This window comes from Oligoflexus sp., from assembly GCF_035712445.1.
Classification (GTDB): domain Bacteria; phylum Bdellovibrionota_B; class Oligoflexia; order Oligoflexales; family Oligoflexaceae; genus Oligoflexus.
In genome coordinates this window covers 1-25,617 of the sequence record NZ_DASTAT010000080.1, presented here as the reverse complement: position 1 = coordinate 25,617, position 25,617 = coordinate 1, and the positions used below count along the sequence as shown (strand labels likewise).

16 protein-coding genes are annotated in these 25,617 nt (G+C 51.7%); 5 read left to right on the top strand and 11 right to left on the bottom strand.

Annotated features, from left to right (window positions below; all coding sequences use genetic code 11):
- Together VFO10_RS18040 and VFO10_RS18035 are read right to left on the bottom strand one after the other, a co-directional pair.
- Positions 1-1,443, bottom strand: a 1,443-nt coding sequence (locus VFO10_RS18040; RefSeq protein ID WP_325142712.1) for a hypothetical protein, incomplete at its 3' end; no start/stop codon positions are given.
- Between the two features lie 8 nt (positions 1,444-1,451).
- Entirely contained in the window at positions 1,452-2,567 is a 1,116-nt protein-coding gene (locus VFO10_RS18035) for a hypothetical protein (protein ID WP_325142710.1), read from the bottom strand.
- A 264-nt stretch (positions 2,568-2,831) separates the two neighbouring features.
- Between VFO10_RS18035 and VFO10_RS18030 the strand changes: the two genes are divergently transcribed.
- The 4 genes from VFO10_RS18030 (at position 2,832) to VFO10_RS18015 (ending at position 12,701) form a co-directional block, all read left to right on the top strand.
- Positions 2,832-3,635: a trypsin-like serine protease gene (locus VFO10_RS18030; protein ID WP_325142708.1), complete on the top strand. Its 804-nt coding sequence runs from the start codon at positions 2,832-2,834 to the stop codon at positions 3,633-3,635.
- A 243-nt stretch (positions 3,636-3,878) separates the two neighbouring features.
- Complete coding sequence (locus VFO10_RS18025) at positions 3,879-6,749, top strand: ATP-binding protein (protein ID WP_325142706.1); 2,871 nt, start codon at positions 3,879-3,881, stop codon at positions 6,747-6,749.
- Positions 6,750-6,914: 165 nt separating this feature from the next.
- Positions 6,915-11,426: a choice-of-anchor D domain-containing protein gene (locus VFO10_RS18020; protein ID WP_325142704.1), complete on the top strand. Its 4,512-nt coding sequence runs from the start codon at positions 6,915-6,917 to the stop codon at positions 11,424-11,426.
- 141 nt (positions 11,427-11,567) lie between these two features.
- Positions 11,568-12,701 (top strand): Rieske 2Fe-2S domain-containing protein, encoded by a 1,134-nt coding sequence (locus VFO10_RS18015; RefSeq protein WP_325142702.1) that lies wholly within the window; start codon positions 11,568-11,570, stop codon positions 12,699-12,701.
- Between the two features lie 26 nt (positions 12,702-12,727).
- Here the strand turns inward: VFO10_RS18015 and VFO10_RS18010 are convergent, their stop codons facing one another.
- The 9 genes from VFO10_RS18010 to VFO10_RS17970 all read right to left on the bottom strand — a co-directional run bounded on the left by VFO10_RS18010 (position 12,728) and on the right by VFO10_RS17970 (position 23,112).
- Positions 12,728-13,117 (bottom strand): hypothetical protein, encoded by a 390-nt coding sequence (locus VFO10_RS18010; protein WP_325142701.1) that lies wholly within the window; start codon positions 13,115-13,117, stop codon positions 12,728-12,730.
- Positions 13,118-13,188: 71 nt separating this feature from the next.
- The gene (locus VFO10_RS18005; protein WP_325142699.1) at positions 13,189-14,112 is read right to left on the bottom strand and encodes a hypothetical protein; all 924 of its coding nucleotides are present in this window, start codon (positions 14,110-14,112) and stop codon (positions 13,189-13,191) included.
- Between the two features lie 48 nt (positions 14,113-14,160).
- A complete protein-coding gene (locus tag VFO10_RS18000; RefSeq protein ID WP_325142698.1) occupies positions 14,161-15,456 on the bottom strand; it encodes a hypothetical protein in 1,296 nt (431 codons plus the stop codon).
- A gap of 25 nt (positions 15,457-15,481) precedes the next feature.
- Positions 15,482-16,756, bottom strand: a complete 1,275-nt coding sequence (locus tag VFO10_RS17995; RefSeq protein WP_325142697.1) for a hypothetical protein — start codon at positions 16,754-16,756, stop codon at positions 15,482-15,484.
- Between the two features lie 88 nt (positions 16,757-16,844).
- The gene (locus tag VFO10_RS17990) at positions 16,845-17,996 is read right to left on the bottom strand and encodes a cytochrome c (protein ID WP_325142695.1); all 1,152 of its coding nucleotides are present in this window, start codon (positions 17,994-17,996) and stop codon (positions 16,845-16,847) included.
- Positions 17,993-19,159, bottom strand: a complete 1,167-nt coding sequence (locus tag VFO10_RS17985) for a hypothetical protein (protein WP_325142694.1) — start codon at positions 19,157-19,159, stop codon at positions 17,993-17,995. The genes VFO10_RS17990 and VFO10_RS17985 overlap by 4 nt, the downstream gene beginning before the upstream one ends.
- 14 nt (positions 19,160-19,173) lie before the next feature.
- Positions 19,174-20,304, bottom strand: coding sequence for a hypothetical protein (locus VFO10_RS17980; protein ID WP_325142692.1), 1,131 nt, complete (start codon positions 20,302-20,304; stop codon positions 19,174-19,176).
- 12 nt (positions 20,305-20,316) lie between these two features.
- Positions 20,317-21,582: a pentapeptide repeat-containing protein gene (locus tag VFO10_RS17975; protein WP_325142690.1), complete on the bottom strand. Its 1,266-nt coding sequence runs from the start codon at positions 21,580-21,582 to the stop codon at positions 20,317-20,319.
- A gap of 9 nt (positions 21,583-21,591) precedes the next feature.
- Positions 21,592-23,112, bottom strand: coding sequence for a pentapeptide repeat-containing protein (locus VFO10_RS17970; protein WP_325142688.1), 1,521 nt, complete (start codon positions 23,110-23,112; stop codon positions 21,592-21,594).
- A 74-nt stretch (positions 23,113-23,186) separates the two neighbouring features.
- Between VFO10_RS17970 and VFO10_RS17965 the strand changes: the two genes are divergently transcribed.
- Positions 23,187-25,238: a pentapeptide repeat-containing protein gene (locus VFO10_RS17965; RefSeq protein ID WP_325142686.1), complete on the top strand. Its 2,052-nt coding sequence runs from the start codon at positions 23,187-23,189 to the stop codon at positions 25,236-25,238.
- Positions 25,239-25,617 lie beyond the last annotated feature (379 nt).

The window sequence follows — 25,617 nt, the reverse complement described above, 5'->3', positions numbered from 1 at the left end:
GCTGCAACGGTTTTGTTTCGCATCCGTCTCTTCATTGAAGGCATCGAGCTTCCAACCTGCACCCAGTTTGCGGCAAGCGGCGTCCTGTTCACCTGGACAGTACCAGGTCGGCTGAAGCTCTTTCTGACCTTTATCCCAGCCACAGATATTGCCATCCACGCCCCACTTGGGATTCGAACCGCAAACTTCCGAATAGGTTTCCAATCCGCAGCTGGCATCCTCTTTAAATTCAGTGGTCCTGGCTCCGCAGACAGCGTCTTCCTTGTAGATGGCAAAGTCAGGTATCGGCGGAATTTTTTCCTGCACTTGCTCGGCAGGCAATTCCACATAAAAGAATTCAATGTCCGGCAGCAGGCATGCTCTGGTCAGATCGTTGCAAGACTCATAGGTCGCAGTAAGGGAATTCATGTTGCGGTGGACGACCTCCAGAGCATTCTTCAGCTCAACTTCTTTCTCGGCCGTGTAAACATAGTAGCTTGGATTGGCCAGGACATACTGAATGTTTTCCAGCCATTTTCTTTGCTCTTTGTAAAGATCCGACAGTTCTTCGATCGAATTCCAGCGCGTCACGCGATCCGCGGGATTCGGAATGCGGTTCATGGGAAGTGTCGAGTAGGAACGCAGGACCACCTTTTGAATAGTCGGAGCCGTCGCCACTTCCTTCGTGAAGTTCTCCACAAGAGCTGTCACCGAAGCAATGTCGCTTTTCACGGGAACGCCGGATCCGGCTGTCTTCAGAATCTTCGCATAGATATCACGCTTGCCGACGATTTCTTTCAGTCGCGACTTCAAATCACCACTGGCGCTGAAAAAGCCACTGTTCACAGCCAGGCTCGCTTCCACGGCATCACGGTCTTCGCGTGTGGCCGTGCTGAGTTGAACGAGAGCGTAGGCTGAACCGCCGGTGGAATAGCCTGCGATAAATTCATCCCCACAGGCTTTGCGGAAGCTTTCGAAGTCATTCGCATTCAGAAACTTCATGGCCGCATCGGTATATTCGATATTGCGGGCGGTGCGGCTGGGATTGAGCACCTCGATCGAAACCAGCATATAGATCGCCATCCGATCTATCTTGTTATCCTGGATAAATTTCATCTTTCCCGATGCACCGAACACGGAGGCATTGAGCGAGGCGGAGGCGGACACATCCATATGCTCTTCAAGGTCTTCACGCGTTTGTATCTGCGTAATCTTATAGGTGACCACCTGACCGAAACTGTCACTCGCATCGGGAATGACCAGCTCGTCTTCGCGGCGCCCGATCTGCTTCAAGCAAGGCTTGGAAGTCGTGCGATTCTCCAGCTTATTGAAGCCCTTGAGAAGTTGCGTATCCTCTTCGGCATATTGAACGCTGCGTTTGAGCAGACTGCTTTCGGGATTCGCACAGAATGAAAGCACCGCTGACATTCCAGCGAGGCTCAGGAAACTGATGATCTTTCTCATGGCTTGTCTCACTTCTTCGCTGGCAGTTCAAACGAACTGGGTTTGAGTTGAATATCAGACTGACAAGGCGATTTTTGATTGTCGACACGTTTTTCGAACAAGGTATTCGAACAGGACAGGTAAGCCGAACGAAGGAGGTTCAAATTTGCGATCACATTGTGCCGAGCCAAATGGTAGGCCTTGATCTGCTCGCTGCTGCCCAGCACGTAACGACCCGAATCAAGGATATCGTTGAGTGTGAAGAAGCGGTTTCGTTCCCGAACGATCTCTGCAGAGACGCGTGCGATAAAATTGGACGCTTCCGAGAGTACGAAGGGTTGTTTGACCAGGCTTATATACTCCGGAATTTCATCATAGGGGCGCAGAATAGGGGAAATCGGGATAGGCTTGTTAAGGGCGAGGACCGGCATATTCGAGGCGCGATCGGTGATACCCTGCAAGTCGATAGGCGATTTTTCAGAGTCCCCACCGTTTTGCAGAACGATCAGTTCGCTTTTGGCCTTGTATTTCAACTTGCTGAAAGAGTCGTTGAACTCCGCGCTGGCGCTAAAGATGCCCATATTGGCGCTCAGGCTTGTGCTCAGATCCTTTTTTTCCTGTTCGGTCGACGAGTCGAGTTTCAGGATGGCAATGAATTCGGCACCGGACGTGTAACCCGTGACGAAGTAATCACCGCATTTTTCGCGGAACGATGCCGCTCCTTCTTTTTTCAAGACGTCCAGAAGGAGTGGCGAGATCGACGGGGAAATCATGCTCTGGGTCGGATTCAGGACCTGCATGCGAATGATGACGAAGGTGGAAAGACTGTTGATGTTCTTGGATGAAATGAACTTGGTCTTCGACGATGCACCAAAGATGAAAGCTCGCGCTGATGCTTCGGCCGTGATATTCAGAGACTCTTCCAGCTGTCTGCTGTTTTCAGCCAGCTTCAATTCATAGCGTGAGACTTGCCCCGCTGCTCCGGATGGGGGAACGACAGGCGCGTTCGTGATACAGTCGCCACGCACTTCGCCGGTTACGGAATCGTAGCCTCGTGCCACGGCCATACTTTCATCACGCAGCCAATCTATTTTAATATTGGCAGCGTGAGCCGTGGGAACCAGGCAAAGGCCGAGCGTCGTCATGCCCACAAAACTCGTGGACAGTCCAGGTAACTTTCGAATTAGGTTTTTACAGTGAGTTAAAAACATGGGTTGCTCCAAACGATTTTCTTACGCCATCCAGGACGTCTGGCCTCAGAAAATGCTGCAGCGGTCATAAGGAAAACAATAACGCAGCACCCTGCCGCAAACCGGCTCCTGCTGCGTCTTCCCCGGTATCCATCGTAGGCGCCTATCCCTAAGTGGGCCGCTTATGTTCAGTCAATCGTAATCATTAAGGAAAAACCAATGCGGATACGGATTCAAGCGCTTGTCGTTTTGGCTGCTCATAGCCTATTGGCCCTGGCTTGCGGTGACAAGGTCGAGGTTACCGAGACAAGCGAAGTTAAGATAAAACAAGGTCAATATTTTCAGACTCAGGATCAGCAGTATCGTTATCAGGTCGCGATCCTAAGCTGCTCCCGCCAACCGTCAGGGCTCAGCGAACTGCTTGATCGCGGTGTTTGCTGGAGAACCTGCACAGGAACCATTCTGAAGTCCAATAAAATCCTGACCGCGGCCCACTGCAATGCCAATAACAGTTCCACCTATGTAGCAAGCTACTCGGGCTCCACACTCGACGGGCGCTCGTGGAAAGTAGGAAGCGTAAGCTATCCTTATAACACCAGCCCAAGCAATTGGCGGGATAATCAGGGGAACGGCTATCTTCATGATCTGGCCATGCTGCATCTCACGACGGACATGACTCTCGGCAGCACCCAGCTGGCTGCTCAGGTCGGTACGCAGAACCCGGAGGGACTACAGGCTTATATATCCGGTTCAGGTTTGCATGAGAGCATCGATAATATCGGCTACTACCTGAAGTGGCGGGAGGTGAATATTTCCGCAGTTGATTTATTGAATCAAAAGTTAACGTTGAATCAGGACCTTGTGGATTCCGGAGATTCCGGCAGTGGGATCTTCACCTATAACGGCTCCCAGGCTGTCATCCACGGCGTGCTTTCGTCACATGCAGAGCTGTGGCCTCTCGATTATACGTATTATACCTACACGGGTTTCGCTCACTATGCATGGATCCTGAGCCAGCTCTAAAGGGCCCTCGCTCAAAGCCCGATGGACGCTTCTTACTTTTAGGGGATAATGGCTCGCATTACCGTATTCCTCCAGCTAGGCGCTCGTTCCATAGGTCTGGAAGCTTTGACGTTTTTCCGTAAAAACAGAAATCCACCATCTGAAGGTGCACCTGGGGCTCTTTCGGTTCCAAAGAGTAATAGCGACGTGATCTCTGAAATCCGATAGAGAGGAGACTCTCGGACGAATGAGAAAGGCCATGCCATGCGGTGGATTCCTGTCATATTCGCTATCCTCCTGAGCACACGAGCCTCAGCTGAAACGTCTATTTTCCAAAAGCTTTTGGTTTTACGTTTCGGTGATGAAAAAGTCGCGACGGTAGAGGATGGAATTGTTGACCTTCGGGGGCTGGGAACGCAGGAGTTCTTTCATGTGCAAGGTCAGGTGTTCTTCGTGCCCGGTGTCCTGCTCGACCCCAAATATCTGAGTGATGCCGAGTTCCAGTCCCTCGTCACGCAGCCGGATGTTGTGAAAGCCACCTTGCGCCTCAAGACCTTTCCCTATCCTTTGGAGGAAACGGAAGCGACTTTCGGGACCTATATCATTCGCTTCAAAAATGACAAAAGCCGCCGGTTGGCCATCAACCTGCCTCGCTTGTATCATCCCTTCGTGCTTCATTATGTGGATTCTGGGAAAACGGAGCGACTCATCGTCCATAAGAAACTGAACACGGATCCGAGCAAAAACGCCAACGTCAGCGACATGACGGTGACCATGCCTGTCATCGAACCGTCCGGTGATTTCTATCTGTACGGTCAGGCGACGAGCCCGCTCTTTTTGGGGCGCAACACCCTGAATATGTCAAGCTTCTACGTCGGACCCGAAAGCTATCTGAACACGCTGTCCTATTCAATCCGTTTCTATGCGACTCTGATATCGGGCAGCTTTATGATCATGTTCGTCTTCTACGGATTCATCTTCACCTTTCGGCGTCAGGATCGGTCATCACTCTATCTCGCCGTCTTTGCCTTCTGTTCCTTCGCTTTAAGCCTATTGTACGTCTTCAACTTTAATATCACGCCACAGGAACTGCTGAACTCTTTCACCATCATCAATCTCTTTGGGATCTGTTCCCTGCAGTTCTATTTACTGGATAAGATATCCTTCGTGCTGAGCAAGCGCAGTCATCGCCTGATGCTCGTCGCTGCGCTCCTGACGACGATCGGGGCTTCGGTGAGTGTTATGCTCCGCTTGCACCTGCTCATTGCCGTCCTTTTTATCGTCAGCTTCAGCAGCAGCACGTTCCTGATATTCCTGACTCTTTACCTCGGAATCAAACATCGACTGAGCGGGATCGCCTTTTTCATTATGGGAACCATAGGCAATTCCGTGTTCCAGTTCCCGATTATGATCGGCTACATCCTGCAGTCGAATCGGGAAAATGGTTATAACATCCTCCTGGCTAATTTTTGCATCGGCCTGGCGCTGGCCCTGGTCAATGCCAAGGAGTTCGCCGTAACCTATCTCCGTTCGCTGCAGCAAAGCCGGGACCTCGAACTGAAGAACAAAGAGATCACTTACTTCAACAGGAACCTCGAAAAACTGGTTGATCACAAAACCAAAGAGGTTCGTGCACTCCTGGACTACATTCCCCAGGGAGTTCTCTCCGTCATGACCGATGGCTTCGTTGCCAAAGACTACTCGGCCCATCTTAAGCAGATTCTGGGCCGCAGCGATATTGGTCTTCAGTCTTTTAAGGAGCTGATCCTCGATCATTGCGACATGAGTTCGGACGCGCGTGATCAGGCCTGGCAGACCATTACCGCCTCAGTCGGCGATCTGGTCTTTAATTACGAAGTGAACAGCGACAAGCTGCCTTCCGAGCTTTGCTATCGACACCAGGACGGAGTCAAATACCTGAAAGCGACCTGGAATATAGAAGTCGAGGCTGATGTCGTGGTGCGTCTGCTCGTGACGCTGCTGGACGTGACGGCCGAGAAAGCCTTTGAAAAGGAAGCTGAGCAGCAGCGGAAGGAGTTGAACCTCATCCAGGAGCTTATCGCGATTTCACCCAACAAGATCGCTCAGTTTTTCTCGACGAGCCTGCCACTTCTGAAAGAAAACGAGCGAATTCTGAACCAGGAGGAGGTCCCCCTGACTCCGGCTGCGATTCGCATGCTCTTTGTCAACGCCCATACCGTGAAAGGCGCCGCGCGGACCCTGCAGCTTAAAGATTTGGCCCGTCAGATTCATGATATGGAAGATCACTACGCCGACATTCTTAAAAAGGATGCGCCTATTGATCGGACACGTTTGCAGGAAGACGTGAAGGCCTCGTTTGCCATCCTCGATCAATACATCGACATCAATCGCAACAAGTTGAATCGGAGCGACAATTACAACAAGGTCGTCATCGAACGGGATTTCATCGAGAATCACTACTTTATCATCAAAGATTTCGTAAAGGATCCGCCGGTCGATCCCAGCACGATCATCACCTGGCTGCGTGAACAAAATGAAGCATTGACTTCGCTCATCTTCGAGCAGCTGCCAGCTACGTTTGACGGTTACAAGGAGCGGGCCCTGAAGATCGCTCGCGACATCGGTCGGACCGATCCGATTTTTGACTTCGAGATTGATGACGTCTCCGTTGCCCCGGATCAAAAGACGGTGCTCGATAACTGTATGGTGCATCTTCTGCGGAATGCCTTGGATCACGGTATCGAAGCACCAGACGAGCGTCGACGCAAACAGAAACCCGAAGCCGGTACGATTCGCATCCGGACAGAGATCCACGGCGATAGTCTGACGATCAGGATCAGCGACGATGGTCGCGGACTGGCTATGAAAAAATTGAAGGCCAAAGGAGAAAAGCTCGGCCTCATTCCGAGTCATGCTTCGCATGAAGAGATTGCCAATACGATTTTTGCATCAGGCATCTCCACCGCCAGCGAAGTTACCGACATATCGGGTCGCGGCGTGGGGATGAGCGCCGTTCAAACCTTCCTCGAAAAGGCGCGGGGAAGCATCGAGGTCAAGCTGGGTGAACCCAATGACCCTGCAGGCGACTATTTTGCCTTTTGGTTCGAAATACACTTCCAATTGACTCCTGTAACGCAGGCCAAGGCCTCCTGAGCCTGCGAAACCCGGGGGGCTCGTCCCCTTTCCATTGGCCCACCCTGATGCCGAATGGCCTCAGAACAGTCCAGGCTCGCAATATTTCCTCCCTCCCAGTGTCCTGCCCCATGGTCACTTATTTGCGTAGCTAAGATGTCCTGGAACCCTTGCCTGGATTGTTTCATGCTCAAACTTAAGATCCTTGTTTTGGTGTTGGCTTCTCTCTTGGCCTGTACTCCGAAATCGAAACCATCGCCGACGCCTACTGGCAGCGAAGGACCGAGCACGCCCGGTCCTAACCTGGGGAAGCCCGGCGCAATCCCAGCGAAACTTGCCTGGGAGGTGGTCGATGCGACGAAATTCAGCCAGTGTTCGGGCTCCTTGACGGCCGAGCTCAAACTGAAAAACAGTGGAGAAACCGCTGCCAGCTGGACCATGAAGCAGCGGGTGAAGTCGGGGCTTGCCTTTGTCCCGGCGCAGGGAACTTTGAAACCACGCGAAGAATTGACCATAGTTGTCACAGGAACTTTGACCGCCGCGGATTTGGACCTGACCACGGGCAGGACGAATATCGAAGTGAGCGCCTTATACGAAAATGGAGAGGCTCCCCTTAAAATTCAGGAAGCCCTGGAAGGCGTTCTTCTTCAGTTCAATGCCAGTACGCTGGATTTCGGCGTTGTGACCCCCAAGGACAAGGCGGAGCAGCAGCTGACTCTGACCAATCTGGGAAAAACTGATACTCAGATCCGTTTCGGGCTGAACTCTGATTTTGCCGTAAACCCCGGTCAGCTCGATTTGGCCGCGGGTACGAGCAAGACTATAAGCGTAAGCTTTCAACCTCTGGAAAACCGCTCCTATTCCACCAACCTTTTGTGGCAGAGTTCAAAACCAATTTGCACCGCATTGAGCCCGAGTGTGAAACTGCAGGGCCAGGGTTCGACCGTCTTTAAAACCACTCAGAAAAGTTTGGAATGGAATCAAAGCTGCAGCCTTACATCCGGCGCGGAAACGCAGGATATCAGCTTCAGCCTTCGCAAAAATGTGGCCAGCGACGTCAGCCTTGAAAGCATCGAAGGTCCCTTCACCGTCGATGCCAAGGAATGGACTATTCCGGCCAATGCTCAAGGCACCGTGAAAGTCTTCTTTGATGGAAAGGAACTCAGACCGGGCACCTACAAAGGACGACTCAGTCTGAGGGATAAGGCCTCGGGTGAAACTGTCAGCTTTGATTTGCAGGCTACGGTGATAGGTTCCTATGTGGAAGTCGGCACCACCAGCAATGGCGCTTTCACTCCTTTCGATCCCATCCGCGGCATGGAGTTTACCAGTTCGCAGGCGATTTCATCCTATGCTTCCCATCCCTTCAATGTGGATTTTGTCAATCGAGGCAACCGTCCTGCCGTCGTGACGATCAGCTTAAAGCCACCTGTCACGGCTCCCTTTATCAACTTTCCGGAAACCAAACTCACGATCCAGCCTGGACTAGCGCGGGCGAATTCCTTTCCTCTTTGGTTACAAACGCATCAGGTCGGGACGTGGGATACGCTGGTGAATTTCCGCTTTGAAAACGATGCGGCTGCTCCCCTTTGCAGGCAGCCCGCCGGTGTCCTGCCTCTTCACTATACAGTCAATGAGGATCTTGATGTCGAGGCCAGCGCTCAAGGAAGCCGCTATATCTGTGGGGCAAGCGATCAGCCTGAATTTTCGGTGGATCTTACCAATCATTCCTCGCGCACGGTCCAGGTGGGCGCTGCAGGACTTTGGAATAAGAGCCGAATCAACAGCCAATTCAACTCCTCCCGTATCGAAGGCGTGACCTTCAAGCTTCAGTCACGGGATGCAGTGGGGACGAGCTCCTTCATCAATGACTATTCACTGAAAAAGGGAGAAACGATCAGGGTCATCATTCAGGTGAGCGATCGGACTCGCTTTGAATCGACCTTTAAAGCCGGTGAAAAAGTGGTCTTTGGGTATAGCCTGCGGCCTGGAGACAGCGGCAACTCCATCAGCAAGGAAATCGCCCTCAACGTCGACGTTTCCGGTGCATTCCTGGCGTTGAGTCCGCTCGAGTTGAACTTTGGAACTGTTGTAGCGAATGCCAAAGCGATGCAAAGCTTTCAGATTAAGAACGAGGGAACCGCCCCGGCTGCGCTCACACTTCCGAGTTTGGGCCAAGGGTTTAGTCTTGTCAGTCCAGCTTCAAACAAGCTGGAAATCGGACCGGCTGAGACAGCGCTGGTGACGGTCGCATATACAGGCTCGCCCTACATGAGCGGCAGAGAATCCAGTTCGATAGATGCCGGAGGAGCTCTGAACAGCTGCTATTCCACAGGCAAAGTCGTGAGCATGAGAGCCGTCAGTTCCATGGAAGGTCTCTCCTTTGAACCTGGGAGCTCGAGCTTCGGCTTGGGTCGAAGCGAACCCATGGGCAAGCCTTGTGCCGAGGTTCCCATCAGGAGTTTCAGCAATCGTCTGCGCAATATGAGCAGTCAGGATTTGAAGTATCGGGTTTCAATTCGCTTAAACGAGTCGCTCCGCCCTCTTTTTGCGGCGAGCGATCTGATGGCTGTGCAGGTGAACGGACAGCAGGCGACGACGGATATGGTGTTCACAGCAAGCGCCCAGACGATGAGTGGTCAGGGACCGGCTCTGTCGCTTGTGTGGCTGCAGGACATCAGTGCGCTATCCTTTGAAAAGTATCGCATCCTGGCCGAAACAGAAGAGCTCGGCAAGGTGGTCGTGACTTATGACAACGCCGAGGGCGCAGACGTTACTCTGCCCATCAAATGGTCGCTGGCGCGCATTATTCCTTCTGCAAAGATCATTGATGTGGGTACGTTGACCACGCGCGGATCGGTCACCATTCCTTACGAACTGAACGTTCTTCAGAATCACTGGACCTATGTGGATATCACCACGGAATTTAAAGATGGAAGTCCCGGTCTGACTGTGACTCCTGCCAGCCTGAAACTTCATAGCTTGGAGTCTGAAGTCCTTCGTAACCCACTTCAGGTCAAACTCGATGCAGCCTGGCAGGCGGCTTCCCTGTCCGGCACACTGAAAATCACAGCAAAAGAATCACAGACTCACTGTCCGCTCGTGTCCGAATTCAATCTGCCTGTCAAAGGCCAGGTGAAAATCAAAGAACTCGTGGTTGACTCGGGCTCACCCCGCTTGACGGTGACTCCGGAGGGTAAGGATTTTCGCGTGACTTCGACCACGGATTGCGGCACACGTTCCGATCAAAAGACCATACGCATCAAAAATAACGGGAATTTTCCTATCAGCTTCCTCGATTTCCAGTGGGAAGAACTGGCTGAAGCTTCGCCTTTCATCTTGACCAGCAGTCCGTCGGAGCTGCAGAAAACTCTGGAGCCCGGTGCGACGTTATCCTTGACCTATCAGCCTTTGGAGGCTCAGCGGCAGAACTATTATGCAGAAGACCTCCGAACCAATAACAGGGGGGTCAAACGCAAACTCAAAGCCACGGTGAGTGAAGACGGTGAAGTCCGCGAAGTGAACTTTATCATCTCCGATATGCCGGTTGGTTTCTATCTGCCGAAAACTCTTTTCACTACGGTGCCGTCTTTCCGTCAAATCCAGATGAAGGGCAACGTGGCCATGAAAGTTCCGGACTTTATGATCCCTGTCACGGGCAGAGGCGCTAGCTATAGTTTGCCTGGCCTTTGGACTGTCAGCTCGGATATCGGTCAGGTGCAAACCCTGGATGAGCAAGGTCAGGGCGTGGGACGATTGGGAGCCGTCATGGAATTTCCCGCAGGTTTCTCGGGCACATCCCGGATGACCTGGACCGTGTCCCACGCGACCTTGAAAAGCTGCAGTCCCAATAGCTTTGCAATCGAAGGAACGAAGACCAGCGAATCCATAGACGTCAGCCTGGATCCTGGCAACACTGTGGTTGGTACACCGGCTTCCGATGATTTCTTGAGTGGCGGCATCGCGGCTGAAGACGGACGCCTGACCTCACAGGTGAATTTCGATCGGGGCAAAATTCTATGCGGAACGAATGCGCAGGAGCAGTTTATCAATATCACAAACAATACAAGTCAGACTGTGAAGATTCTTATTCCCTCATCGGATGCTTCGCCTTGGCTTCCTATCCAGATGAGTGTGCCGCCTATTGAGCCGGGCATGACGGGTCGAATTCGTGTTGCTGTTGATTCCAGCCAGGTCGAGACCCTGGGTTCGGGTCTTGGAACCGGCCGTTACACGATTAGTCTTGTTGCGAACAGCACATTGCCCTCCCGAACTGTCAGCAGCCTTCGGGTCATCCAGACGGCCGAAATCGAGGGCAAAATCGTCAAGGCCTATGTCGATGGCAAGGCTCTGCTTCCAGGCAAAAATATCGTGAATTTTGGCGAGGTGGCTCGCGATACGACGGCTACGCGGGATATTGAATGGATCATCCAAGGCGCAAGTGGCAATAATCAGCTGGAGTTCCGCAAATCCTTGGTCGCGCCGATCAGTGATGGGACGCCGGAATTCAAGCTCCTGGAAGCCTTTGGCTCCACAATCGAACGTGAAATCTTCACGGTCGACAGTCGCAGGGCGACCCTGAGTTTCAGACCATCCGTGACAGGCGATCATAGTGTGAAACTGGAGGTCGTGGGCGGGCCGGCTATGGAAAACGTCTGCTCGGCGCCTACGATTATAGTCAAAGGGCAGGGGAAATGAAGCGTTGGATGATTTTTTAACTTGCCTTAAAGCCATGCCTGTATTGGCTTTCCTGCCTGTCTTATGTGTGCTAACAATCCATGAGAGTGGGCGTGGTTGGACACGTTCCGATCGCGCAAGCGTGATGCATGAGAGGGGTTTATGGAAAACTTGCGAACATTTAGGGATCAGTGGTTTCCCATTGCTCGTGTGCAGGACATCAAAGCCGGCCGGTCGTATCCGAAGCAATTGTTCGGACATCGTATCATCCTCTTTCGTAATGAAAACAGGGATATTGTATGCCTTAAGGATGAGTGCAGCCACATGGGAATTCCTCTCTCGCAAGGCTGCGTGAAAAAGGGGAGGGTGCAGTGCTGCTACCACGGGTGGACGTTTAACGGCCAAGGCGAATGTACCGATATTCCCAGGCTCACGCTCGATTCCACAAAGATTCGTGAGAAGGCTTCGGTTCCAACCTATCCCATCCGGCAGAAATACGGGATGGTCTGGATCACCGTGGGCGATCCGGGCCTTTGCCTTGATAGCGAGAAAGAAGCGCTTCTTTTACAGAATAATAACGAAGCGTCCTACTACAGCACCCAATCATTGACCTCGTATGAGTTTCCTTCGCACTATTCCATAGCCAGTTTGAATGCTTTTGACTTTAGCCATGTTCATATTCATAAAATCCTGAAGCACTTCCTTCCGGTTTCATCTGGTCATTACAAAAAGACTCATATTCAGCAGGATAAAGCCCAGACGACTTTCGTGGATGCGAACGGTGAAAACTTGGACGTCATCATGCAGCGTTCCCCATCTCTTCAGATCAGCTTCAAAGGGCTATCACGCCTTCGGCTGACTCGTTGGATAGATGTCAGGGTCGATTTGCAGGTCTTCGGAAGTCCGGTCGACAAGGATCGCAGCTTGCTTTTTGCGTTCCCTATTTTCAGAGGCCGGCCGCGTTTTCTTTTGAAGATTCTGCGTCCCATTGTAGACTTCGTGCTGCGCTTCAGCTTTGCCGAGGATATTGAGATCTTCCGCTTTCAGCAGTCCGTGAGAGATCAGGGCGGGTCATTTTATAAAAACCTCAGCCCTCTCGATGCCAGTTGGATTAAAGTCCATCATTGGCTTCAGGCGTTTGATGAAAGCGGCCTTTATGAAGAGACTCCAACGATAGTCCCGGAGAAGAAACCGCAGCAGGCTACAGTTCCGCCCTTGAGTGAACCGGATTTTACTTTAGCGTTAAGTCGCAAGCCCATGACGCGGGAACCCGTTCAACCCGGAGGCGGACTCTGATGAGCGTATTGGCGCCGCGCCTTGGTTTAAGGACAGTTCTTTTTTCCAACAGGAGCCAAGGTCAATCCGCCTTCCTCCAACCTCATCGCATCCTGATAAAAGCTCGTCCATTTGTCTTCAGGAGTGGCCCCTTCGTTTTCCAGGAGTTCGGGCTTCTGCTTAAAAAGAGCAATCGATTTAAAAATCATCGCTCCCGGGTTTTGGGCCTTCCAAAGTTCCCCATCCTGGGTCCACTGGCCCTGGCTCAGAAGTTCCTCTTTCAAGCGCGTGGCTGAATCGTTTTTTCCGGCCTCTTCGGTTTTACACTCCTGTTCTGGTGAAGGACTGGAACCTTTACCACCGCTATCGGTGCGACAGCCCGCAGTCAAACTAAACAGAATCAAAAGACAGCATCCCCAATTTTTACTCAGAAACATGACTGGACTCCGGAATAGTTTGACCGCTTGAATGTCCCGGGATCCAAAATCGCCGGGCCTTTATCTTCCCATCACTGCTGGTTGGAATACTCAAAGGGACTGGAAACACAAACCTCGCGCTCAAGAGCATCGGGATGAGAGACCAGATCCAGACGCACGGACTTGCCATCATTTTCCAGCCTCACAAATGTATCAAAGAATTTGACCCACTTCGCTTCGGCGTTGGCACCGTCCAACCTTAAGATGTTGGGATCAGCCATAAGAACCTGGACAGACCGAAAAAAGAATCGAGCGGCATTGTCTTGAACATAGTCATCGCCCTGTTTGCTCAGAGCACCCACTTCGACCAGTTTTTGCAGATAGCTATCGAGGGGCCGATCCACATAACTTCCTTCACCGCAGAAGGGCAGCGAATAGCGAATTTTTACGATATCTGACGCGCTTGCTTTTGCAACCAGATTCTTGACTTCATCAAGTTTATCGCCGAAAAAGTAGACCGTAAAGTTACAGAGATCAGGATAGGCCGGCATCGTCTGCTTGGGTTCAAATGCGGCATCACCCTTAAAGAGCAACGATCTGAATGACTCTGTCAGCTGACAAACCTGATACTTCTGGGTATCAAAGATTCCATCTGCAGAAAGGCCTGGCAACTGGTTGACCTTCATGTCCTGGACTTTATGCTTGTTCAGAAAATCCAGATAGGCCTGGCGCTCCCGATTATAGTTAGCCTTGGGCTTGATAGTAATAATAGCTTTATACAGATCAGCATCACCTGCAAGTTTACGTGGCTCAGCGCTGAAATAAGGACGGAATTCGGTGTACCACATCAGACCTTTGCCATCCGGGTAATCGCGGATCTTGGCAAAGAGCATGCCGTTTTCTTCAATCTTGTTGGCGCTATCAAGACGAAACCAGGGATATTTTTCTTGCGCAAAGCCTGCGGTTGACAACAGAATTGCGAGGGGGAGCAGAGTTCTTAAAATTTTGACAAGCACAATCTCATCCTTTCTTGAAAGCACCGGGGGATTGCTCCCCCGGGCTGATTATTCATTAGGCTCGGACGCGAGGCCCAGCAAGTCGGCACAGATCTCATCTTCAGTGTTCCAGATCATAGGACGACCTGGTTCCCCTTGGACGCATTCGATATTGAGTAGTGTGCTTACAGGTTTGTTGATGGTATCAGGATAATACCAGATCTCTTTTTCAATGTACCCTTGGGACGTCCGGAGCACAACGTTTTTCCTGGTTGTCAGATAGGCTGTTGTTGGCGTTCGGGACACTGGTCCCAGTGGATTCTGAAATGTTGTGGACACCCGATTCATAAGCTCTTTTTCAAGCTCTTCTTTCACGCTCTTCATGAAGGCAAAGTACTCGCCTTCCGGAAGTTGATTGGTGGGTTGACCATTCTCATCGAAGTATTGGAATTTCACCGAGCAGGATTCCGAGTCCGGTTTGCATTCCACTTTTCTTTCAATGAATTCGTTAAACTCCTCGTCCGTACAGGCTCCGTTGTGACGAAGCTGCCAGGTATCCGCCTCTTCAAAAAGCAGGTCCCATTTCACCGAGGCAATGGCCCGGCGGGGATGCTCACGCGTTCCAACGGTCCAGTCTACCTTCAAACGTAGAATGTCGCTCCACTCATCACCGAAGGCAAGTTTGTCATTCACCGTGTCCACAGCAATTGGAGCGGTCTTTGCCTGGAAAGCCAGCTTCTGGCTCGTTGACTCGCCACTCAGACCGAAGTTTCCAAACTCTTCAATCAGGTCCACCGAGAAATCGGTTTCCGCTCCCGTCGCATAGTCCTTGCCTTTGCAGCTGGGGACCGAAACCGTTTTAGCCCCATTTCTTGTTTGAATGGTTTTCGTCTCAGTTACACAGTTGTATTGAGGACGACCGTTGGTCCCATCCAGAACCTGATTGTTATACATAACTGCGATGCGCCCTGTCGCAAAAGGAGCAGGGGTGATTCCATAGCCTGCCTTGGCTGCTTCGGCCTGCAGCTGCTGCAGATATTTCCGGTAACCGCCCGTATAGAACGTGCCGCCAAGCCGGTAAACGTCCTCACCAAAGCTGGATTCGCTGGTGCTCTTGGCAAGACTCACGGAAAAACGTGGACGGGGTGCCGATGTATTGACGCCGCGTACTTCGACGCTGCTTTCCTTGGCAACGTAGTAGACCAGCTTGCGAGTGGGATTGGCATCACAGAAGACCTGATAGTGATCCGTGACTTCCGTCGAAAACGTGATCGGGCAAGGGTTAGGTCCCGGGGTTGCTTGCAGTTCATGAGACAGCATGGGCAAGCTGGCAAGAGCCAGCACTGCGAAAGCGGATCTATTCATCATGTGTTCCTAGCTGAGAAATGAATTACTGTTGACCTACCAGAGCACGGCAACCTGGATCTTCCATGTCCCAACGAACCTTGTCGCCGAGGCTGTCCGCGACCATGCAATTCACGGTAAAGCTGGTTTCAACGGATTGAACGGTTGCACCGGGGTTCCAAAGAAGAGTCAGGGTTTCATGACGCTCTTTTTCAATCTTCTGATAATTGGCGCGCAGGACGTACTGAGCATTTTTCTTGGTGCTCACGCGATCCAGAGCCGGCTGAATGGGTGTCCAAAGTTCGTTTTGCAGTTTGTCTTTGGCGGCGATCACGAAATCGATGAAGTCCTTGTTGGTGGGAACCACATCGGTCTTCTGGCCTTTGTCATCATAGAACTGAACGTTGATCGCGCAGTCTTCAGCCTTTTTGCAGCCCAGTTCCTTTTCCCAAAAGCCCTGGATTTCAATGTCAACACAAGCACCGTTGTGGTAGGACGCAAAAACTTCAGCGCGTTCGAAGAGCTGTTCCCAGTTCACGATCAGGTCAGCTTTGTAACTTTTTCTATCGGTCCTGGCTTTCCAGGAAATGCTTGGCACCAGGACGTCATCCCAGGACGCGCCATTCATCAGTTTGGATTCAACATAATCTTTGTAGCCCGGCAGAAGCACGGCACTGAAGCTGACGTCGCGAGCGGCCGTACCCTTGTCACCCAGCGAGGTCGACGAAAAGGCATACATGATGTTGGTATCGAGTTTATAGGGTTCATTGGCATCCAGACGCGTGAAGCACTTCGGAACGGAAATAGTACGCTCCTCGCCATTCGCCTTGGTGATTTTCATTTCCTCTTTCTCGCACTGCACATCAACACGGCCATTTTCCATTACGCGACCGCGCGATTGAAACGTCACCTGAGCGGATTCGACGGGAAGAGGCAAAGCTCTCAGGCCTTGGGCATTGGCTTCAGCTGTCAGCTTGCCTAAGGCATCAAGGTCCGAAGTTGTTGTGATCGTGCCACCCAAAGAAACTAATTCTTCACCTGCGAAGAATCCAAAGCTTGGCGTATACGATGCTGCAGAAAAGGAGGGGATTGGAGCCGCGGAGCTGGGTGCTTTAACGCGAATGCCGCCGCTGAAAGGAACATAATAGACAATCTTGGCATCATCGGAATCAGCGAAGAGAGCAAACGTGTTCGCCACATACTCGGAATAGCTACCTGGTGCAGCGCGATCCCGTGGATCCATAGGTGCGGCTTCGAGCGAAATGGATCCCAGCAATGCCAGGGAAACCAGTGACTGTTGAGCGAATCGATTCAAGGTCATGAAAAACTCCGTTAGTAAATTTCAAGAACATACTGGGGACTCAAACGTGTGCTGCACATTGCAAAGTTTTTTATCTTTGTTTCTTTTTTTAGGGACGCGCGCAAACTTTGCGCCCATCTTCCAAAGGACACGATTGCGACATCCAGGTTTCCATCAACTGAATGAGCTGATCCGGGAGCGGCGACAGTGTCATCGGCATGCCGGGTCGTGACGCTGTGACATCAGTATTCACTTCCAGGCTTCGCGTTTTGAGACGAGTCAGGAGCTCGGCGCTGCCATTCTTTTGCACATAGTCGATGATGCCTTCCCTTGTAGCCCGAAAACGTGTCGCCGCACGTTGATCACCATCGTGGCAGTGAACGCATGAGGCCGCTCTGGGCATCTTGTCGAGCAGCCAGGTGATCGCCATGGGTTTCAATTCCAGCTTTTTTTGTGGATTTCGTGATGACAACGCTAACGCCTGGACCTCCTGGTCCAGCCTCTCGACCTTCCGATTCTTTTCATGTCGGAGGTATTGGATAAGTGAAGCGGCCTCGGCTTCTTTCATCGCAAAAGTCGGCATAGTCCGCGCCGTATAGGGGTTCTTTACGTGTCCGTTCGCATAGCGCCAAACCCACGAGGGCGAGAGGTGGCTGAGGTAGAGTCCACTCGGTGCATTTTTCAGTCCGTCGGGTGCGTGGCAATTGCGACAATTGCTTTCCCAAATTTTCTGACCGGAAGCCATATCGGAAGGCATTTCATCATCAGGCCCGAAACCTGGGGTCTTGCGCTTTAGAACTTCGTGCAAGGCCTTGGCATCCAAGGACGGGAATGCCATCATGCCCTGCTCAGGTCCATTAAAATAGGGGCTGCGCACCGGATTTTTCACATAAGAGAGAAGCCCTGCCTGATCCATACGCATCACTCCATCCTGTATCCAAAAAGGATTCTTAGGAGCTTTGGTGTAAGACAGCGGACTTTCATTTAATTTGATGAGCTTTTCCCGACGCAAGGGTAGCCCGTAATAGCGAGGATCGGACTTGCCGTCTGAGATATTGCGGCCTATTTCGTTAGTTTCCTGGTGACAGCCTACGCATTGACGATCTGTCCATTGGCCCAAGCCGTTCTTGAAATGTTGTTGAGCCTGGGTTCGTTCTTCAAAATGGCAGCCTTCGCACTCGCTTAAAGTTTGCTCCAAACCGGCTGCATGCAATACGCAGCTTGATAGAATGAGATAAAGACCAAGCCAAAGATTTTTCATAGCTCCCGTCCTTCCTGGCAATCAGGTGCGTCCGTATCCCAGCGCACTCGAGTTGAACCATCGTCGGGTGTTAAAAGGCAATGGATCAGGAATCTCGTTTCTGCGACTGAAGCACCTTCACCTGCCAGCGGAAGAGCTTCGCGGGTCCATTGGTCCGTCAGCATTGTTTCATTGAGGGGAAAGGATTTGGGTATCCAGAGATCCTGACCGTCCTGCTTCATGAGTATGAAAAACTTATTCTGCATCCACGTTGTCAAGGCCTGATGCATGCGTTTATCCTGGGACGCGGCACTGCGAAAACCACAGGCCTCGCCACAGTCCATTATCTGCTGGGACAATTGCTCCAAATCAGGGAGGGTCCAGCTGGTCCTGCTATCGGTTCGCGCAAGAGACTCAAGCTTGTCATAGATGCGTGCGGCATGGCTTTCGATGACGGCACGTCCCTGCCCTGCGGCTGCGAGCCCCCACTGGACACTTAAAACAAAGAGATCATCCCAGCCGGCTCCTTGTTCCAGTTTCTGACGAATGGGTAGTTCCCAGCCCGGAAGCGTCCGTGCGCTCCAGCCGATGGGGTCATTGACCTCCCCTCCGTCGGGCATGAGCAAAGCGAAATTTTGAAAGAGGTCGATATCGACTTCGCGCCCATTCTCACGAATAACGCAGTGGGGCAGTGATATCGTTTTTATGCCGTCCTGCAAAAGCCTGGTCTCAAAGCGACAATCCAAATGTTCGCCCGGAGATCGGATGCGGCCCAGAGAAATAATCTCGGGTTGACTGCTCCAGAAGGGGGCATAGCTCAGGGTCAGACCCCATGTGCGGGTAAGGGCTGCCAGCTCCTGAAAAAGTCCGGGGCGAGCGTCGCCGCGAAGTGTGCCTCCCAGTCTCACGTAATCATAGCCAAGGAAATAGCCGTTGCTATGAATTCCTGTACTGAAAACGAAGCGCGGCCAGACTGTGGAGCCGGCCTGCCGCAAATCAATCGTGCCGATTCTCGGTACTACGTAGAGGGCTGTTGGAGACTCATGGTCTTCAAAAAATGTGTACTGGTCCACGAATTTCGCAGGGATCTGCAGCGGCTGACGGGTTCCCAATGGAACGGGATAACTCCAGGCCTGTGCTGCCTGCAAGAGGAGACCTATTAAAAGCAAATTACATAGGCGCATGAGGCATCCTTGGTTCAAAGAGGACAAAAACTGGACGCAGAGGCCAAGGTCAACGGCTGATCCACAGCGCCATTCACACATTCAATGCGATAAAGTGATTCCTGGCTTCCAGGCCCTGCGTCCTGCCGAGGGACATCCCAGGCAAGGTCCTGAACGCCGAGATTTTCGATGTCAGCTTGAAGCCTTAGTGTAAAATAGCGCGTATTCTCATTCTGAGACCCGCCTCGTTCAATCAATTCCACGAAGAGTCTGGGGCGAACTTCGTGATCAAAAATAAAATCGATATCCTGTGTCCGACCTTCACCTATTTGAACAACAGAATCAGGTTGGTCCAGGTGGTTTTGGAACCAGTCCCGGAGCTCCTGCGCACTGCAGCTGCCTTGGCAAGCGCGAATCACCTGACGGGCACTGGCTGCCAGCCGGTCCCATGCAATGGTGAGGCGTAACTGTTCCGACGGCTTTTGGATGTTGAGCAGCCAATCGACTTTGCCAATGAAGAAGCTGTCCCATTCGAGCCCAGTATTGAGGAAATCCTGGACCAGATCGTGGTAGGGTTCCGCATCCACCTCGAAATTGAAGAACATGCGATCCGCGACGGTTGCAGCGGTTGGAAATGTAGCCTGAAAGCGGCGAATATCAGTTGTGCCGAGGCCAGGGCGTTCCGCTTGCTCATCCCATATCTGACAGGAGCGTATGGCTCCGCTTTCAGCGCAGCGCACATCAAAGCGGCCGCTCGGAAGCCGGGTCGCAGCCAAGAGATAGTCCGCGTTGGCTTTTTTAATGGGAGCTGGGGCCAATATAAATCCTTGGGCTCTGAGTTCATTCCGCAAAGAGTTCAAAACTTTATCATAACCTCCGGTCTTAAATGCACCGGCGACGCGCAAAGCATTTCCGCTCTGCCGCACACTTAAGCGAGGCTTTCCGTTCTCCATAAGAACACCGCCATTGGTTGGCACATAATAAATCACCTGAGCCTGATCTGGGCTGGGAATGAGCCTGACGTAATCCTGATAATCGGTCTGCAGTTGGATCGCTTGCAGGAACAAGCTCTGACTGACAGAGGCTGTCTTGTCCTGACAGGACATAAGAGCCAGCGTTGCTGCCATAAGACCAGGCCCGACTTTGCTTGAAGCTATTTTAAACATGGACGACTCCTTTTACCGGCTCACACGAATGTCATCGACATCGATCCGGTACGTTTTCTCTTCGGGCTCAGCTACGGCCACGATGATGGCTTGGGTTTTGTTCAAGTCAAAGCCCTTCGCCTGCAGCTCCTGCAGATCTATGGAATAGGCACGTGATATCGGATCCAGAAGAGGTTTCAATGATTCAGATTCGATTCCTGTATTCATGTTCACGAGGTAAAACATGGCACGAACAGGAGTGGAACTCGACGCCTGGAACGAGAGCGTACGGTAAGAACTTAAATCGACCTCTTCATAGTTGCGGAAGGCATAGGCTGCTGCAGCCCACATATCCTTATTGTGCAGCGTGAATCGCAGCCTCTTTTCAAATTCCTGAACATCAGACGGGGTGCTTCCCCAGTTCTGCCCCGCACTGAATCCCACCGCGTCACCATCGTAAAGGATAAGGTCGTCCTTGGCAGGACCACCCCAGATCATGCCCAGGGCCAGAGCTTCGGAGCGGGAAAACGGAAGCTGCGTCCTTTCATCGAAATAAGCGCCCAGGACCAGAGCATCTTTGAGATTCGAACCAGAAAAATTCGCTCCAAAAAGCCGGCTCTGCCTCAGGTCGGTACCTGTCAGGTCAGCATTGACAATCTGGGCCTCGGAGAGATCGGCTTCACGAAAATTACTGTAGCGCAGCACGGCTTGATGAAGGTCGGCCCCTTTGAGCATCGAAGCTGAGAAATCGGCTTTTTCGGCCCAAATTTTGGAAAGTTGAGCTTGGCCCAATTGAATCTGCCGCGCCACGACCTCTTTCAATTTCGCCTCGCTGAAGTTGGCCTCACGGAACTCAGCATTCATCAAAAGAGCAAACGTGAGATCGGCTCGGACGAAACTGGCGAAAGGAAAACGGCTTTGACGGAAATCAGCTGAGGTCAATGTCGTGCTGTCAAAGTTTGCATTTTCACCATGTGCCCCCACCAGTCGAGCGTTTCGCAACGAAGCCTGATCCAGGCTCGACGAAGAGAGTCGGGTATAGGACAGATCAGCGCGATCCATCTGTACCTGGCTAAGGCTGGCGAAGGATAGATCGCTGCCGAGAAGATTCATAGCTGTCAGGTTGCGCTGACTGAGATCCTGTCCGCTTTGATCACCGCAGACACCCAGGGTCGGGTTGCGTCCGACTCTTCCTTTGGAATCAACACATTCAGCTTGCTGCGCATCAAAGTTATACGTGGCCGAGAAAGCCAGGTTAGCTGACAGCAGCGAGACGAAACTCAATAGCATACGGCTCATGGATTCCTCTTAACGCTGATAGCAAACGAAGGATGAAAAATTCTGGGTCAGAATCGACGAGCGTAGGTCGAAGAGCGTGCCGTTGCCGATGACACGACTGGGGAACGAAGAACTCTCGTAGACCTGCACATAAGGATTGCCACCTTGGTCGAAGTTTGCTTCTTTTAAAAGCACCGCTGTCGTGCCTTTCGAAACCCAGACAGCGCTGGCTTTGTTATTCCAATCCTGGAGGTCGGCATAGCCGCCCAGAGCAAAAGATTTGGAAGGAAGGCTCAGATCATCGAAGGAAACATAAAGCGCACAGTCCTTGGCCTGGTAACCTTGACGAGCCAGGGACCGGTCCAGGAGCTGCAGGACTGGAACGAGTGCGAAATTTTTGTTGCTGTTTATGGGCGGTGACATATCCCCCCTGAGGTAGCTCTCAGGAAGGAGTACAAAAGCCATCTTTTTCTTCAACGTGCTGAGATACTCTATGTATTCGGGCGAGGCAGGTGTCAGGGTTATCTTTGCAAAAGGGCTAGGTTTGGATTCAAAGCTGAGTTCCTCCGTCGCAAGATTATACGTGTAGGTATCGGTGCTGCTCATTCCACTTTGCCTTACAATAATGGTGGGCTGAGAGGATTCCGAACCGGAGAGTTTTACTTGTATACCGCCGTGATTCCCGATGGATGCTCCATACTCTGCGCCGACTGCAGTATTCCAGGGTAAATCACTATCGAAAATCATTCCGATTCGAACCGCCTCATCACGGGCGATAGGAAGGACGGTGCCGGCATCAAACTTCGCTCCTCGCCAATCAGCGGAGGCAAAGTTTTGCGCTCGAAGATCCGCGCCTTTTACGATAGCATTCCGGAAATCCGCCAAGTCGATATTGGCATCAAAGAAGTTGGTTCGGGAAAGATCGGCGCCACGAAAAATGGCCAGGCTGAGGTCCGCTTTTCTAAAATCTGCGCCGGGGGCCTGGGCATTACTAAAATCTGCAGAACTGCTGCGAGCCTGGTAAAAATTGGCTTTCACCAAGGATGTTGATCGAAATTTGGCTTCTGTGATTTGAGCCTGCTGAAAGACGGCATTATTCAATCTGGCTTGGGTAAAGTCGGCAAGATCAGCCTGCGCACCCAGAAACGACGCCGTGTTCAGATCCGACGCTCGAAAGCTCGCTTCCTGCAGTTTGCTCGTTTCAAAGTTTGCTGCCTCTCCTTTAATGCCATTGAATTTTGCCCGCTCCAGGCTGGCTGCATCAAGACTAGCACTGTTTAAAATGGAATAATTCAGTATCGCATCATCAAAGTTCGTCCGGGAGAGACTCGCAAACGAAAAGTCACTGCCGGTCACATTCTCGGCAGAATGATGACTACCGGACAGGTCCTTGCCGCTTTGATCGGAGCATACGCCCCATTCGGGATTTCGCCCTGCAGCGCCAGAGCTAGCAATACAGTCCCTGCGTGTTACGTCATAGGTGTAAACAGCGCTCCACGCCGTGTTGCCCAACACGAGGAGAAGGAGAGAAGAGCAAGTCAAAGCATGCATGAGATCGCGCTCCGAATAAGAAATGAAAGTGCAGTAAGGACTCTGAAGATGTCGTCCACGGAAATGGGAGAGAGATGAGAAAGCTTTATTGCAAGCATTCCACAATTTCTTGTTCTTCCCACATGACGTGTGTCAGTACCGCCAGATCAATAATCTTTGCAATAAGCGCGAATCGCCTGGTTCATGTCGAAGTTTTGATCTATGGATACAGTAAAAAGAGGCATGACATGATTCGACTAGCAGCGGTGAGCTTTTCTCTTTTGTATACAGGACTGTCTTTCGCGGGCACTTATCATTTCGACTTGAGTGGGAAGGTTTGCATGAATGAGGTCGGTGCTTTAGGGAGAAACCCTGAGGCCGGACTCTGTGGTGATCAGCAGGGATTGGATCTCACAGGAGTGTCACTCTCCGGACAGAGATTAACCGGAAGTGATTATTCGCTGGCAAGTTTATCCAAAGCCTCTTTGGAAAATACGAATCTGGAATATGCTCTCTTACAGTCAGCGTCCCTCGACGGAGCGAATCTCTCCTACAGCAAACTTACGGGAGCCAAGGCCGAGAACGCGAACTTCGACAGAGCCATCCTGGATGAGGCGGATGTGAGGGAGGCACAATTCACGGGTGCCTCGTTTGTGGATGCCCGACTCAATAATATCGTGGCTAATTCCAGTCAGGTCGATCAGGCACATTTTCAGCGAGCTCAAATTCGCAGCGCGCGGTTCCGTTCCGCGTCGATGTTGAGCACGGACTGGCGGGACGTCGAGGGTGAAGCGGCTGACTTTAGCAATGCGAATGGTTCGCTCGCTGATTTTAGGGGAGCGCACCTTAGCCTTGCTGTTTTTCGAGGAGCCACGCTCATCAAGGCGAAATTTAACAATGCGGACCTTTACCAGGCAGATTTTCGCGGCAGCAACCTGAAGGGGACTGACCTTCGAGGTTTACGAGCAGAGGAGGCTTTGTACAGCGGGGCGAGGTTTGACAGTGCAACCTACCTGCCTTTCTCCAAGGCCCAAGCGGAAACTCTTGGGATGATTTTTGACAGCAGTCCCTCGGATGGCGACCTGCGGCCCCAGCTCAGCGAAAAAACCCTCGTTACACTGGATATTTCCAATAGAGAAATTAAGCTTTGGGAAAATGGCGGGCGCAGCATCACTATGCCGCTTCAGATTCCAACATCACGAAGCTTCAGCGATTTTTACAAGTACGCCATGTCCAAAGCGGGAGAAAGACTGGCTGTCTGCTTGAATCCATCGCAAACTGATCAATCCAGTCTTATCGTTATTCAGAACCTCATGACGCAAATCACGGAACGGTTGATCTGGCTCGACCATGACGATGGTTGTGCGGGACTTGCGTGGAGTCCCGACGGCAAGAATCTGGCGGCGGTGCAGCCTGCTTGGAGCAATGCGTTGGGTTGGTTGGATGTATTCTCGATAGAAACGGGAACATCCGTGGCTCAGAAGCGCTTCACGGATAAGTCAGTCAATGCGAAAGTCCATTTCCTGAATTCAACGCAACTGCTCTACACGACGATTCCTTCCGATAGTAATGGAAGTTTCCAGAGCACGGTAGAAACGGCCTCGGTTTATGACCTGGCATCCAAGTCCGAATCCAGCCCATTCCAACTCCCGAGCGAGCATTATGGATGCTGGCTGGCCCGTTATGAAAATTCGCTGCCAACCTGCTATACAAGCCGCAGCAACAACGTAGCGCGCCTGGATTCCAACGGCAGTCGCAACATCAACTTCTATCAATACGTGAGCGGTAGTTACTTATACTATTTCGTTCGTGAACTGCTGCCTGTCCCTGGCAGCGACCAACTCGTGGCCGTGCTTGAAGATAACTCGCGTGCCGGCGTTGACGGAGATTTTTCCGTGCAGCTGATTCCCGCTGATTTGAGTGGGCAGGGTCGCCCTCTTGTTCAGAATATGCGTTACATCAAAAACCTGTCGTTGTCCTCGGATGGAAAGAAAATGAGTTTCAGCCGCTATGCTCGCGTGGAAGACTCATCCTATAAAGACAAGGAGCAGAACATTTACGATCTGAACAGCGGCATCAGAGAGTATGGTCATGCATGGACGGGAGAGACGGCGTTTACCTCGGAATGGACGGCGGCTCGCAATTAAGTCAAGCGATTCGAAAGGCTGCGAGTGGGAGAATGCCTGACTCTCGTGGGGAGTTTCTTCTTTTTCCTGCTCTGCGGATGCGCAGACGCCTGATTTCGAATCAGGTACATTCAGCCCAAACCTTATCCCACCATATCCTTGAAGTTAACTCTTTTTTAGCATGCTTTGAGGGCGCAAAAAACAAACCGAAATTTTTGCCTCCTTATTGAGCACTCAAATTCTGTATCGGAAGTAAAAATGGAATCGTCGTGAAAAAATGGGGCGCGAGAATTATTCGATGCTTTAGAGCTCATCCAAAAACCCCGGCAGCCCGAAGTGCCGTTAGGGCAAAGCTTATATGCAATAGGGCCTCATAGTTTCGAACCTTCTTTTCCCATCT